Annotated in this window: 11 protein-coding genes; 9 read left to right on the top strand and 2 right to left on the bottom strand. The window is 61.4% G+C overall.

What is annotated here, in order from left to right; translation table 11 throughout:
- Window positions 1-65 precede the first annotated feature (65 nt).
- Window positions 66-1,163 (top strand): glycosyltransferase family 4 protein, encoded by a 1,098-nt coding sequence (locus PWG15_RS28965; RefSeq protein ID WP_275024960.1) that lies wholly within the window; start codon window positions 66-68, stop codon window positions 1,161-1,163.
- Complete coding sequence (locus PWG15_RS28960; RefSeq protein WP_275024959.1) at window positions 1,160-1,930, top strand: polysaccharide deacetylase family protein; 771 nt, start codon at window positions 1,160-1,162, stop codon at window positions 1,928-1,930. Before PWG15_RS28965 ends, PWG15_RS28960 begins: the two co-directional genes overlap by 4 nt.
- On the opposite strand, the gene PWG15_RS28955 is transcribed toward PWG15_RS28960, so the two are convergent.
- Window positions 1,917-2,747, bottom strand: coding sequence for an MBL fold metallo-hydrolase (locus tag PWG15_RS28955; protein WP_275024958.1), 831 nt, complete (start codon window positions 2,745-2,747; stop codon window positions 1,917-1,919). The two genes, PWG15_RS28960 and PWG15_RS28955, sit on opposite strands and share 14 nt — an antisense overlap.
- Before the next feature lie 277 nt (window positions 2,748-3,024).
- On the opposite strand from PWG15_RS28955, the gene PWG15_RS28950 reads away from it, so the two are divergent.
- The gene (locus PWG15_RS28950; RefSeq protein ID WP_275024957.1) at window positions 3,025-4,194 is read left to right on the top strand and encodes a DUF3095 domain-containing protein; all 1,170 of its coding nucleotides are present in this window, start codon (window positions 3,025-3,027) and stop codon (window positions 4,192-4,194) included.
- A gap of 41 nt (window positions 4,195-4,235) precedes the next feature.
- Here the strand turns inward: PWG15_RS28950 and PWG15_RS28945 are convergent, their stop codons facing one another.
- The gene (locus PWG15_RS28945; protein ID WP_275024956.1) at window positions 4,236-5,573 is read right to left on the bottom strand and encodes a nucleotide sugar dehydrogenase; all 1,338 of its coding nucleotides are present in this window, start codon (window positions 5,571-5,573) and stop codon (window positions 4,236-4,238) included.
- Between the two features lie 375 nt (window positions 5,574-5,948).
- On the opposite strand from PWG15_RS28945, the gene PWG15_RS28940 reads away from it, so the two are divergent.
- The 6 genes from PWG15_RS28940 (at window position 5,949) to PWG15_RS28915 (ending at window position 14,342) form a co-directional block, all read left to right on the top strand.
- The gene (locus PWG15_RS28940; protein ID WP_275024954.1) at window positions 5,949-7,298 is read left to right on the top strand and encodes an adenylate/guanylate cyclase domain-containing protein; all 1,350 of its coding nucleotides are present in this window, start codon (window positions 5,949-5,951) and stop codon (window positions 7,296-7,298) included.
- 8 nt (window positions 7,299-7,306) lie between these two features.
- Complete coding sequence (locus tag PWG15_RS28935) at window positions 7,307-8,257, top strand: polysaccharide lyase family 20 protein (protein WP_275024953.1); 951 nt, start codon at window positions 7,307-7,309, stop codon at window positions 8,255-8,257.
- 122 nt (window positions 8,258-8,379) lie between these two features.
- Window positions 8,380-10,272 (top strand): ABC transporter ATP-binding protein, encoded by a 1,893-nt coding sequence (locus PWG15_RS28930; RefSeq protein ID WP_275024952.1) that lies wholly within the window; start codon window positions 8,380-8,382, stop codon window positions 10,270-10,272.
- A complete protein-coding gene (locus tag PWG15_RS28925; protein ID WP_275024951.1) occupies window positions 10,269-12,170 on the top strand; it encodes an ABC transporter substrate-binding protein in 1,902 nt (633 codons plus the stop codon). Before PWG15_RS28930 ends, PWG15_RS28925 begins: the two co-directional genes overlap by 4 nt.
- Window position 12,171: 1 nt before the next feature.
- Complete coding sequence (locus PWG15_RS28920; protein WP_275024950.1) at window positions 12,172-13,170, top strand: ABC transporter permease; 999 nt, start codon at window positions 12,172-12,174, stop codon at window positions 13,168-13,170.
- Complete coding sequence (locus PWG15_RS28915; protein ID WP_275024948.1) at window positions 13,167-14,342, top strand: ABC transporter permease; 1,176 nt, start codon at window positions 13,167-13,169, stop codon at window positions 14,340-14,342. Before PWG15_RS28920 ends, PWG15_RS28915 begins: the two co-directional genes overlap by 4 nt.
- Window positions 14,343-14,400: the final 58 nt, after the last annotated feature.

Raw genomic sequence — 14,400 nt, 5'->3', positions numbered from 1 at the left:
CCGCTTGTGTGTGCGGAACCCCGTTGGTTGACAGTCGCGCGCGGAGGCACGATAGCTCGCTGCGGATGAAGATCGCCTTTTATGCACCGCTCAAATCCCCCGATCATCCGGTGCCGTCAGGCGACCGGTTGATGGCGCGCATGCTGATTGCGGCCCTTCGGATCGGTGGGCACGAGGTTGCGATTGCATCCGACCTGCGCAGTTTCATGGCCAAGCCGTCGGATCAGGATTTCCGGGAACTGGAGCGTGCGGCGGAGGCTGAGGCCACCCGCCTTCGGACACTCTGGCGGGGCGAAGGCGCTCCCGATCTCTGGTTTTGCTATCATCCCTATTACAAGGCGCCGGACCTGCTCGGACCCGGGCTTGCGGACGAATTCTCCATTCCCTATGTGACGGCGGAAGCGTCTTACTCGATGCGGCGGAACGAGGGTGTCCGGGCCGTTGCCCAACGCCATGTTCTCGCGGCCATCTCGCAGGCGGCAGTCAATATCTGCCTGACGGGCCGCGACCGCGACGGTCTTCTTGAGGCCGCTCCCTCATGTCGTCACGCGATGCTTGCGCCATTCATCGACGCGACGCGGTTCACCGAAAGCAAGCCCCGGGCGGGTGCCGGTTGTCGGATGGTCGTGGTCGCGATGATGCGCAGCGGCGACAAGATGAGCAGCTACCACATGCTGGCGCAGGCGCTGGCGCGTGTTGCCGACGCTGCCTGGACCCTGACGATCGTCGGCGACGGTCCTTGCCGCGAGGAGGTCAAAGCGGCTTTTGCTGTATTGCCGCCAGATCGGTTGGCGTGGCTTGGCGAAAAGGATGCGGCCGACCTGCCGGATATTCTTGCAAGCAGCGATCTCTACGTGTGGCCCGGCTTCGGCGAGGCCTACGGGCTTGCCTATCTCGAAGCACAGGCGGCAGGGTTGCCGGTCGTTGCACAGCGAACGGCCGGCGTGCCTGAAGTGGTAAGAGACGGTGAGACCGGGCTCCTGACGCCTGACGGGGATATCGACGCCTATGCGGCTGCGATGCGCAACCTGATCGAGGATGCGGCGGGCCGTCGGCTACTGGGCGCTGCCGCACGGCGGTTCGTTCACGGGGAGCGCTCGTTTCCGGCTGCTGCCCGACGGCTTGGCGCGATTTTCGATGAATTGCTGGAGACGCCCCTATGACGGAGGAAATCCATTGGCGACATCTTGCTGCGGAACTCGATCGCCTCTCGGCATCGGGGCGGCAGGTGGACTTCTGGCTGCGTGACGACGACGCAGCCGAGCCGACGGCGGCGCTCGATCGTCTGCTGTCGCTGACCGACCGATGCGCACTTCCGGTCGTTCTGGCCGTTCCGCCGGCGCAGGCCGGCGAAGCGCTCGCGCGCCGCCTCGACGGGCTCGAAGATGTCAGCATCGCCGTACACGGGTGGGCGCATCGTAATCACGCTCCACCTGAGGAAAAGAAGCAGGAGCTTGGCGCGCACCGGCCGCGCGCCACGGTGCTCCACGAACTCGAACTCGGCTATGACCGCCTGCGGACGCTTTTCCCGGGTGGCTTGGTGCCAATGCTCGTTCCGCCGTGGAACCGCATCGATCAGGCGCTCCTCGACGGCCTGCCCGACGTCGGCTTTACGGTACTCTCGGTCTTCGGGCCCGAGAAACCATCACCGTTCAAGCTCGTCAACACCCATGTCGATGTCATGGATTGGCGCGCGACGCGCGGTTGCCGCGACCATGCACTGATCGTCTCCGACATCATTGAGAGGCTTCGACAGGTGTCCGGCGATGTCGAGGAGAGAGCCGACCAGAAGGGCGCTACGATCGGCGTACTGACGCATCACCTCGTTCACGACGAGGGTGTCTGGGCGTTTCTCGAACAGCTCTTTGCGGCGACCAGCGGACATCCGGCCTGCCGCTGGCTTTCCGGCCGCGAAATTACAGCTCGATGATCTGTCCGTCGCGGGCAGCAAAGGCGCCGGCAAACGTCGCCTGAACGTCGCGTTCCATTGCGGCTAGCGCTTCGTCGGTGCGCGACGGATCGTGATGGAACATGGCGAGCTGCTTGACATCGGCGGCCATCGCCAGCCGGGCGCCATGCATGCCGGTCGAGTGCCCAAAGCCCTGAAAATGATCCATTTCGCTCTCGAGATAGGTGCAGTCGTAGACCATCAGGTCACAGCCGGCGATCAATTCGAGAACAGCGGGATCGAGAATGCCGGGCTCATGCTCGGTGTCGTAGACGAGCGCGACAGCGCGCCCGTTCCATTCGACACGGTAGCCGACACAGCCGCCCGGATGATTGAGGCTCGTCGTGCGGATCGTGATTCCCGCGCGTGGCGTCAGCACGTCACCGGGCTTGAAATCCATGCCGTCGAGGCTCGCCTGACAGATATCCGGGTCCACCGGGAACCAGGGCGGGCGCATGAAGTCGCGGATCATTTCCTTCGTGGTCATCGTGCCGTGCAGATGGCCGGACCAGAAGCGTACCGAGTTTTGACACTTGTAGATCGGCTTGAAATAGGGAAGGCCGATGATGTGGTCATAGTGGCTGTGGGTGAAGAAAAGGTCGAACTGATCGATGCCTTCGGCGATCAGCGAGTAACCAGCTTCGCGCAGCCCGGACCCCGCATCGAAGAGCAAAACATCCTTGCCGCATCGAATCTCGACGCAGGATGTATTTCCCCCATAGGCGACGTATTGTTGGCCGGATACCGGCAAACTTCCTCTTACGCCCCAGAACCGCACTCGAAAGTTGTCGTCACGCATTCAGTTTCGGCTTCACTACGCACGCTCGGATCATTTTGATCCTTGTGTGACTGTTAAACAAGCACATATGGCCGCACCCCTGCAATGCCATGGGTTATTATTTGGAAAGTAACCGTAGCCTCGCCAAGGGGCGGAGTACCAAGTTGCCCGGCTAAGCCCCCAGTTCCTGCTGGCTTTGCGGGTAGTGGTGGCCTTAGCAACGGCCTGTGAAACTTTTTGTTGCCCTGTTATGTAAATTATCTATCGAACGGACTGTAACTTAGGGAACAGGTCACGCATGGGTGAGGCGGCTGACGGACGGTTTTACGACACGGTGCCTCTTTTCGATGCGTTTGAAGGGGTCGCGGACGAGACGAATTATCGCCCGCTGCCGGACGGCTGGCTTCTTGCTGTCGCCGACATCGTCAACTCCACCGCCGCGATTGCCGAAGGCCGCTACAAGACCGTGAACATGGCGGGTGCCAGCGTCATTTCGGCGTTGATGAACGCGCTCGAAGAAAAGTCGATGCCCTTTGTTTTCGGGGGTGACGGGGCGCTCGCCGCGCTGCCGGCACCGATGGCGGACCGCGCTCGCGATGCACTTGCCGCCGTGAAGACCTGGGTCGCGGAGGAGCTGGGGCTCGAATTGCGTGCCGCCCTCGTGCCGGTCAGCGACATCCGCGCCAACGGCCTCGACATGCGTGTCGCCCGCTTCAAGGCGAGCGAAGAGGTTTCCTACGCGATGTTTGCCGGCGGCGGGGCCAGTTGGGCCGAAGCGGCGATGAAGGCGGGGCGCTATCCCGTCGGCGCTGCGGCGGCTGGCAGCCGTCCTGACCTCACCGGGCTTTCGTGTCGCTGGAACCCGATCAAGTCCCGCCATGGCACCATCGCCTCGATTATTGCCGTGCCCGGGCCAAAGGGTAATGGGCCGGAGTTTCAGACATTGATCGCCGATATTGTCGCATTGGCCGACGAGGAAGAACGCAACGGCCATCCGGTACCCGAACTTGGGCCAAAGCCACGTTTCTCCTTCAAGGGCATCGGAGCCGAGGCGCGGGCCGTGGCGCCGAAAGGACGGCGTTTTGTCGCCCGTTGCTTCATCACCGTGCAGACGCTGGTGCTGTTTGTTTGCCTCCGAATGGGCTGGAATCTGGGCTCGTTCGACACCAGCCGCTACCGCCGCGACCTCGCCGACAACACGGATTTCCGCAAGTTCGATGACGGGCTGAAAATGACGATCGATGTCAGTGCCGAACGGCTCGAGAGGATCGAGACCCGACTAAGGCAGGCGGAGGCGGCAGGTATCGGGCACTATGGGCTGCATCAACAGGATTCGGCGTTGATGACCTGCATCGTGCCGACGCCGATGACGCGGGACCACATGCATTTCGTCGATGGCGCATCGGGCGGCTACGCGGTGGCGGCAAGCAAGCTCAAGGCCGCGCTGGCGCGCATAAAGGCGGCCTAGCAAGACACCGCCAGTGCCGCCTGTTTTCAGCGCCTGGTGGACTAAGCCTTCACGATATGATCGCCGGTCAGCCCGTTGCGATGAAACACGTTGCGCGTATCGACGATGAGCGATGCGGAAGCGGCAAGGGCAGAGTAGTCCACCTTGTCGTGATCGGTGGCAATCAGCACGGCATCGAATTCGGCGACCGCTTGCGCGTCGAGCGTGACCGAACGCCGGCCCTTCAGGGCGCCGTACTCGCGTGTCGGCGGAATCTCGGCGACATAGGGGTCGTGATAGGCGGTGCGTCCGCCGCGCTCTTCGATCAGTTCGATCAGTCGCAGCGACGGGCTTTCGCGAATATCCGGAACGTTCTTCTTGTAGGCGAGGCCGACGACGAGGACGTTGGAACGGCTGAGCGCCTTGCCAGCCTTGCGGTCGAGCGCCTCGGCAAGGCGGCTGACAACATGGCGGGGCATGGCCGAGTTGATTTCGCCGGCAAGCTCGATGAAGCGGGTTGGAAGCTCGTACTCGCGCGACTTCCAGGTGAGGTAGAAGGGATCGATCGGGATGCAGTGGCCGCCGAGCCCTGGGCCGGGGTAGAATGGCATGTAGCCGAAGGGCTTTGTCTTCGCAGCTTCGATCACTTCCCACACGTCGATGCCCATCGCCTCGTAGACGACCTTCAATTCGTTGACGAGGGCGATGTTGACGGAGCGGAAGATGTTCTCGGTGAGCTTTACGGCCTCGGCCGTGGCGTTGGAGGAAACCGGCACGACAGTCTTTACCACGGCTGCGTAGAACCGTTCCATCAACGCGGAAGCCTGTGGTCCGTCGCCGGCCACGACTTTCGGAATGCTGACCGTTTCGTAGGTCGGATTGCCAGGATCCTCGCGTTCCGGCGAAAAGCCGACGAAGAAGTCGCTGCCGGACTTGAGCCCGGTTTCCTCGAGGATGGTGCGCACGACGCCGTCGGTCGTCCCGGGGTAGGTGGTCGATTCCAGGACGACGAGTTGTGCGGGCCTGAGGGTCGCCGCGATCGCGCGCGATGTCTTTTCGACGAAGGAAAGATCCGGGTCGCGGTGTTTGGTGAGCGGCGTCGGCACGCAGATGATGATGACGTCGCAGTCCGCCAGTTTTTGAAAGTCCGTCGTCGAGCTGAAGCGACCGGCACTGCTCTCTTTCACGAGCGCTGCGTCCGATACGGCGGCGATGTAGGACGTGCCCGCGTCGAGCGCGACAATCTTGGTGGGATCGATGTCGAAGCCGGTAACGGCAAAGCCTGCGCGGGCAGCGGCGATGGCCAGCGGCAGGCCGACATAGCCGAGACCGATGACGCCAACCCTGGCGCTCGAGGCGGAGATGGACGACAGCAGGCTTTCGTAGTGAGGTGAGGTCAAGGTTGCTTTCCGGATCTCGTGGCCAGGCGGACGGCGTCGCGCGAACATGTCGTGGTTTGTTGGAGAGAAACAAGCCCCAAGTCAAGCGAGGCAGCTCGCCGGCCCGCGGGACAAGGCCCTTGAGCCGGCTATCAAAACGTCGTGCGAGAAAAACTTTGCCCGGCCTCTGGAAATCGCCGGGTGGCATCAATATCTGCAGGATGTAAATGCCGCATTCCGGGTGCCTGCACGTCATCGACGCCGGAATCGGCTGGAGCATTTTCTTAACGGGCACGGCTCATCATCATCCACCGCGAACATGGACCGGCAATTTGCCGGAGCGTTCGTCGTCTCCGGATGCTGACGCGGGACGGTCTGTGATGGTGAGGACGCGAAATGGCCCTGGCGAACGACAACGTATCCGAAATCCTCATCGACAAGGTTGCCGACTGGCTGATGCGGACGTCGCTCAGCGACGCACCGCTGGAAACGATCGTCAAAGGTTTCTGTGAGCGGCTTGCCGCTGCCGGCCTGCCGCTGATGCGCGTCCATCTCTCCTTCTCGATGCTGCACCCGCTCTATGACGCCCTGGGTTTTACCTGGATCCGAGGCAAGGGCGTCGAGGTGAGCGGCCTTCGGCACGAAGAGCTGGCGCTCAATCCCGAGCGCTTCCTGCAGAGCCCATATTACTATCTGCTCAACAACAATCTCGAGCATGTCCGGCGGCGCCTTTATCAGGATACGCCGTCCGAGTTTCCGATCTTCGACGATCTCAAGGAAATGGGCGCCACGGATTACCTGGCCTTCATGCAATCGCTCGGCGCGGATTCCGGCCACGGCATGGTCGGCTCCTGGACGACGGACCGTCATGGCGGCTTCACCGATGATGTAATCGGGGCGTTGCTCAAGCTTCAGCATCACCTCGCGGTCGCTGCCAAGATGGCAGTGCTCGGCAAACTCGCTGACAACATGCTGACCACCTATCTCGGCTCCAGTGCCGGCCGGCGCGTGATGAGCGGCCAGGTTCGCCGCGGCGACGGCGAGACCGTGCGCGCGATCCTGGTCATGGCCGACATGCGTCGCTCGACGATGCTGGCGGAAAAGGAGGGGCGGCAGTCCTATATCGAGACGCTGAACAGCTATTTCGACGCGATCGCCGCGCCCTTCAATCGCAATGGCGGCCATATCCTGAGTTTCGTCGGCGACGGGTTCATCGCCGTCTATCCGTGTGGACGCCATAAGGAACCATCCGAATTTGCCGCCCGCGAGGCCTTTGCCGCCGTGCGCGCAGCAACGGTACGCATGGAGATGCTGAACGGCGAAAGGCGCAAGCAATCACGCGATCCGATCGGCTACGGTATCGGGCTGCATGTCGGCAACGTGATGTTCGGCAACGTCGGGCTGCGCGACCGGCTGACCTTCTCCGCCTTCGGCTCGGCGGTCAACGAAGTGCAGCGGCTGCAGAACCTCACCAAGAAATATGCACACAGCGTCGTCGCCAGCGAGGCCTTCGTCAATTACTGCGGCGGAGACTGGACGGCGCTCGGCCAGGAAAAATTGCGCGGAGTGCGGCAGAAATTCACGATTCTCTACCCCAACGATGCAGCATTGCTTGCCAGAGCCGATGAGCGCTTCGACGATGTGTTGCAGGATGGACTTTCCGAAGCGGAACATGTCATGTTGCTTCATCGCAATACTCGCCCGCTTCAACCGCCGCGTGGTCTTATCGACAAGATGCTTCAATAGGGGGAAGAATGTTCCGAGCCGTGATTGTCGCCGCCAGCATCGCCATGGCCGGAGGCGCGATGGCGCAGCCGTGGGAAACCAAACTGTCTGACGGCTTCGAGGGACAGAATTTTTCCCCCGAAGGCGGGCTCTACTATCGCGAGAATTTTGAGCAGTCTGCGGGCACGGTGGAATTTCAAGACCAGGTGACGCACACCGGCAAAGGCGCACTCAAGCTGAGCGTCATTCCGACCTGCCCGGATTCGCTTGATGGTTGTAGCGAGCGAGCCGAGATTTGGGAGAAGACGGCGCTGCGCGTTCCCTATGACCAGGGGGTCTGGTATGGTTTCGCGGTCAAATTCGCCGATCCGGTCCCAAAGGAAGATCACCGCTATCTGATCGCCCAATGGAAGCGTGAGATCGATCCCGGTGCCGAAGGTGATTTCAGCCCGTTTCTCGCTTTGCGCCTAGAGGCGGGCAAGCTCTTCGTCACGGTGGAGACCAATTACATCGCGCCGCTCTCGTCCGGCCCGGAAGGTACGCCAGCGAACTGCAGGCCTGGCGAGATCCCGGTATGGGGGCGGCCTGCCGTCAACCAGATGCGTATGCTGGTCGCCGCCGACAGCAACTGGAAACCGGAAGACGGCAGCCTGTTCAACGCCTGCACGGATGCCATCAAGGTGACGAACCATGGCAACCCGCTGCCGGATCCAAAGTCCGGCTGGATCGACTTCGCGATCTACACGCTGCCGGGGGCCGGTGGCACGGGGCGCATCGAGCTCTTTGCCAACGGCAAGCCGATCATCACGGTGGCGGGGCATGTCGGTCACGCCGACAAGGGGCTCGGCAAGAACCAGTACTTCAAGTTCGGTCCCTATCGGGCTGCCGATACGACCAACTGGACGCTGTTTTATGACGACTTCCGCCGCTCGCCGAATTGCTCCGACGTGCTGAAGGGCGGGACGTGCCCCGCGCTCTAACCAACTGAAGATGCACGGGGCAATGCTCCGGTTGCAACTGGCCATGCTGGACAGCCCTCTGAAGCTGCGCTAGTCTTTTTTTAGAGGCGGCGGATAAAAAGCAATGAGGGAAGCGTGCTGCTATGACATCTGGGGCGGACCTGCTTCGAGTTGAAGGTCTGCGGATCACATTCTCGGTGCTCGGCGGCGAAGTGCAAGCCGTCAACAATGCGAATTTCAGGATTTTGCCCGGCAAGGTCACGGCGCTCGTTGGTGAGTCGGGGTCGGGCAAGTCGGCAATCAGCCAGGCCGTGATGGGCATCTTGCCCAACGTCGCCAGGGTTGGTGGCAAGATTTTGTTCAACGATCCGATCACTTCGGCGAAGCCGACCGACCTGCTCGCGCTGGAGCGGGAAGGTGAGGAAATACGTAGCCTGCGCGGCACGCGTATCAGCAAGATCTTTCAGGAGCCGATGACGTCGTTGTCGCCGCTCCATACGATCGGAAACCAGATTTCCGAGGTGCTGAAGATCCACACGGATGCGGAAAAGGCCGAACGCCGGGCGCGGACAGAAGAACTGCTCGGCTATGTCGGCTTCGCCAATCCGAAGCGCGCCTACGACATGTATCCGTTCGAGCTTTCCGGCGGCATGCGCCAGCGCGCGATGATCGCGATGGCACTGATCTGCCGGCCGGCGCTGTTGATTGCCGACGAACCGACGACCGCGCTCGACGTGACCGTACAGGCCCAGATCCTGAAACTTCTGCGCGAGCTTCAGGTGAAGCTCAATATGGCGATGTTGCTGATCACCCACGACCTCGGCGTCGTCGCCAACATGGCGGATGAGGTAGTGGTGATCTATCACGGGCAGATCGTCGAGGCTGGCCCTGTCGAAGCCATCTTCCGCAACCCGCAGCATCCCTATCTCAAGGGTCTGATGGCGGCGGTCCCGCATTTCGACATGAAACCCGGCGAGCGTTTGAAGGCGCTGCGCGAAGTGTCGGTCAAGGCCGGCACGCTGCTCGGGACCACGGCAGCGGACAAACCCACCGGCCCGGATGTGCTGCTTTCCGTCCGCAATGTTTCGAAGACCTATGGCACGCGGAGTTCCTCCTGGTTCGGGGGCGGGGAAAGTACACTGCATCGTGCCGTCGATGATGTCAGCTTCGACATCCGTCGCGGCGAATGTCTTGGTCTTGTTGGCGAAAGCGGTTGTGGCAAGACGACCGTCAGCAAGATCCTCATGCGCGCCGTTACGCCCGATGCCGGATCGGTAATATTCGACAACGGCGAAGGGCCTGTCGATGTCTTGAAGGTGCAGGGCGACGAGCTTCAGGCGCTGCGCTCGAAAATCCAGATGGTCTTCCAGGACCCGGTTTCGTCACTTTCGCCGCGCATGACGGTCAAGAACATCCTCAGCGAGCCCTTGGAGATCCACGGTCGCGGGACGGCGAAATCACGCGTCGAGACGGTGCGTTCGCTGCTGCAGGCTGTTGGTCTCGACCAGCGCTTCATCAACCGTTATCCGCACAGCTTCTCGGGTGGCCAACGCCAGCGCATCGGCATTGCCCGGGCTCTCGCGCTCGTGCCGGAACTGCTGATCTGCGACGAACCGGTTTCGGCGCTGGACGTTTCCGTTCAGGCACAGATTCTCAATCTTCTCAAGGATCTGCAGAAAGAGTTGGGGCTGACCTGCCTGTTCATTTCGCACAACCTTGCGGTTGTGGACTATATGGCGGACCGTATTGCCGTCATGTGCGCCGGCCGCATCGTCGAACTCGCCCCGCGCGAGGTGCTGATGCGCAAGCCGGTACATCCCTATACCAAGTCGCTGCTGGCGGCCGTTCCCTATCCGGATCTTGACCGGCCGCTGGACTTCGACAGGCTGAAGGACAGCGAAGGATCGGATATGCGGCGCTGGGGACCGCAGTTCCGTGTCGACGACGCTGGCGACACGCTCATCCCCGCCGATCTCGGTGGCGACCACTTCGTGCTGGCGCGCCGGTCCGTGGATGCAAGGGAGTTACGGCCATGATCACCCGCCGAACTGTACTGGCATTGCTTGCAACCGTGGCATTTCCCATGCGGCTCTTGGCTGCTGGGGTCGAGCCGGCGTTTCTGGAAAAACTGATTGCCGACGGCAAACTTCCGCCGGTCGGCGAGCGCTTGCCCAAGACGCCACGTGTCATCAACGTCGCTGCCCTGGGGCGCACGCCCGGCAAGCATGGCGGTGTCGTGACGATGCTCATCGGCAGTGCCAAGGACATCCGGCTGATGACCGTCTACGGCTATGCCCGACTGGTCGGCTATGATGAAACGCTGAAGCTCGAAGCGGATGTTCTCGAAAGCTACGAGACGGTCGAGGACCGCATCTTCACCTTCCATCTGAGAGAAGGGCACAAGTGGTCCGACGGAACGCCACTGACGGCCGAGGACTTCCGCTATTGCTGGGACGATGTGCTCAACAACGAGAAGCTGAGCCCCGCCGGTTTGCCGACCGCGCTGGTGATGGACGGCGAGGCCGGAAAGTTCGAAGTCATCGACGAGCGAACCGTTCGCTATACGTGGTCGACGCCGAATCCGGACTTCCTGCAGAAGCTCGCAGCACCGCAGCCGCTGGTGGTAGCGGTGCCTTCCGCCTATCTCAAGCAGTTCCACGAGAAATATCAGGAAGAAGACAAGCTCAAGGTCTTGATGAAGGAGCAGCGCGTCAAGAAGTGGAGCCAGCTCCATATGCGCATGGCTCGCTCCTATCGCCCTGAGAACCCCGCGCTTCCGACGCTCGACCCATGGCGCAACACGACGCCGCTTCCGGCCGAACAGTTCGTCTTCGAGCGCAACCCTTACTTCCATCGCGTCGACGAGAATGGGTTGCAGCTTCCCTATATCGACAAGTTCGTGCTCAACGTCAGCTCGTCGGCGCTGATCCCGGCAAAGACGGGCACGGGTGAAAGCGACCTGCAGGCGACAGGTATCGACTTTGTCGACTATACCTTCCTCAAGGATTCCGAGAAGCGGTATCCGGTCAAGGTGCTACTGTGGAAGAAGACGCAGGGCTCGCGCCTGGCGCTGTTGCCGAACCTCAACTGCTCGGACACGGTTTGGCGGTCGTTGCTGCAGGATGTGCGCGTTCGCCGCGCGCTCTCGCTGGCCATCGACCGCACGGAGATCAACAAGGCAGTCTTCTACGGCCTGACCAAGGAGAGCGCCGACACGGTTCTGCCGGACAGCCCGTTGTTCCGTCCGGAGTTTGCCAACGCCTGGGTGGCTCATGATCCCGATCAAGCCAACGCGCTGCTCGACGAAGCGGGCCTGACGCAACGCGGTAGCGACGGCATTCGCGTCCTGCCCGACGGCCGGGCCGCGCAAATCGTCGTGGAAACCGCCGGCGAAAGCACACTCGAGACGGACGTGTTGCAGCTCGTCACCGACTACTGGCAGAAGGTCGGAATATCGCTTTTCATTCGCACCTCGCAGCGCGACACGTTCCGCAGTCGTGCCGTCGGCGGCGAAATCGTCATGTCGATGTGGTTCGGGCTCGACAACGGCGTTCCGACGCCGGGCATGAACCCGGGGCAACTGGCGCCGACGGCCGACGACCAACTGCAATGGCCGGTCTGGGGACTCAACTACCTGTCCCATGGTGAAATGGGCCAGCCGCCGGATCTGCCTGCCGCGGTCGAATTGACGGAGCTGCTGCAACGCTGGCGACACTCGGCTGAAGACGCCGAGCGCACGGAGATCTGGACCCGCATGCTGTCGATTTACACGGACCAGGTCTTCTCGATCGGTATCGTCAACGCCTCGCTACAGCCGATCCTCGTGGCGACGAAGCTTAGGAACGTGCCGGAAACGGGGCTCTACGGTTTCGATCCCACCGCCTATTTTGGTGTTTACAAGACCGATACCTTCTGGATCGAGCAGGAAGCCTGACATGCTGCGATATATTCTCTGGCGTATCGCAGCGATGGTTCCAACCCTCCTGATCATTTCTGCGCTTGTCTTCACCATCATCGAACTGCCGCCGGGCGACTACTTCGAGAGCTATGTCGCCGAGATCAAGGCGCAGGGCGAAGGCGTCGACATGGAGCAGATCGAGGCGCTGAGGAAAGAGTACGGCTTCGACCAGCCGCCGGTCCTGCGCTACGTCTACTGGCTCGGCGGCATGCTGCAGGGCGATTTCGGCTATTCTTTCGAATACGAGCTGCCGGTCAGCTCTGTCGTCGGCGACCGTCTGTGGCTGACGATCCTCGTTTCCTTCGTCACCATCATCTTCACCTGGCTGATCGCCTTTCCGATCGGCATCTATTCCGCCACCCATCAGTACAGCTGGGGCGACTACGGCCTGTCGCTCATGGGGCTTATCGGCATTGCCATCCCCAACTTCATGCTGGCGCTGATCCTGATGTATTTCGCCAATATCTGGTTCGGGATCTCGATCGGCCACCTGATGGACCAGAAATATCTGGCCGAGCCGATGAGTTGGGCGAAAGCGAAATCGATCCTCGAACATATCTGGATCCCCGTCATCATCGTCGGTGCGGCGGGCACTGCCGGCATGATCCGGCGTCTGCGTGCAAATCTGCTTGACGAGCTGCAGAAGCAGTATGTCGTGACGGCCCGCGCCAAGGGGCTTTCGCCGATGCGTACGCTGGTCAAATACCCTTTGCGCATGGCCCTGAATTTCTTCATATCGGATATCGGCTCGATCCTGCCGGCGATCATTTCCGGCGCTGAAATCACCGCGATCGTCTTGTCGCTGGAAACCACCGGTCCGATGCTGATCAAGGCCCTGCAAAGCCAGGACATGTATCTCGCCGGTTCGTTCCTGATGTTCCTCGCCTTCCTAACCGTGATCGGCGTGCTGATTTCCGATATCGCGCTCGCCATTCTCGATCCTCGAATTCGGCTGCAAGGCAGGAGCACCAAGTGACGTCATTTCTTCCGGCGCCCGGCGAGCCCTTGCCGCATTACGTATCGACAGCTCCTTTCGATCCCTATTCCGTCGAGGCGATGACCGACGAGCAGGTGCGCGTCAACCAGGCTTCCCAGCTTCGCCTGATGTGGTGGAAATTCCGCCGCCACAGGCTCGCGCTCGTCTCCGGCATCTTCCTCGCCGTGCTCTACCTGTCGATCCTCATCTCCGAGTTCCTGGCGCCCTATAACCTGCACACCCGCAACATGGATTATATCTACGCGCCGCCGCAGGCGGTGCACCTGTTCCATGAGGGCAAGTTCGTCGGTCCCTTCGTCTATGGACGGACCATGACGCTGGATATGGAAACGTTGAAGCGCAATTATGCCGACGATGTCACGGATGTGCAGCGGCTTCGCTTCTTCTGCCGCGGCGACAGTTATCGCTTCTGGGGGCTGTTCGACAGCAATGTACATCTCGTTTGCCCGGCCAAGGACGGTCAGGCGTTCTTCCTTGGAACGGACCGTCTCGGTCGCGACGTGCTGTCGCGCATCATTTACGGTGCCCGAATTTCGCTGACGATCGGCCTGCTCGGCATCACCGTCAGCTTCGTGCTCGGCATCGTCATCGGTGGCCTTGCGGGTTATCACGGTGGCGTCTTCGATCTCATCGTCCAGCGTGTCATCGAAGTCCTGCAGTCTATCCCGAGCATCCCGCTCTGGCTGTCGCTCGCAGCGATCATGCCGGCGACCTGGAGCCCGATCCTGATCTATCTGGCGATCACGATCATCCTTGGTCTCCTGGACTGGACGGGGCTTGCGCGCGCGGTGCGCTCGAAACTGCTGGCGCTTCGCGAGGAAGATTATGTGCTTGCGGCCCAGTTGATGGGCGCAAGGAGCAGCCGCATCATCGGACGGCATCTCGTGCCCGGTTTCATGTCGCATCTGATCGCCACGGCGACGATCTCGATCCCCGGCATGATCCTCGGCGAGACCGCCCTGAGTTTCCTCGGTCTCGGCCTCAGACCCCCCATCACCAGTTGGGGCATTCTCTTGACGGAGGCCAAAAGCGTCAGCGTTATTGCGTTCTACCCCTGGCTCCTATTTCCCACAATTCCGGTCATTCTTGTGATTTTGGCATTCAACTTCTTGGGAGATGGGTTGCGTGACGCGGCCGATCCCTACAAATGAAGCCCGATTTGACGCCGACGATCGGTCGGCGTGAAACGGTTCATTGATCCTGAGCGAA

Origin of the sequence: Ensifer adhaerens (assembly GCF_028993555.1) — a bacterium.
GTDB lineage: Bacteria > Pseudomonadota > Alphaproteobacteria > Rhizobiales > Rhizobiaceae > Ensifer > Ensifer adhaerens_I.
Note: the sequence above shows the minus strand (reverse complement) of the source record. Positions and strands in the feature narration are given on the sequence as shown.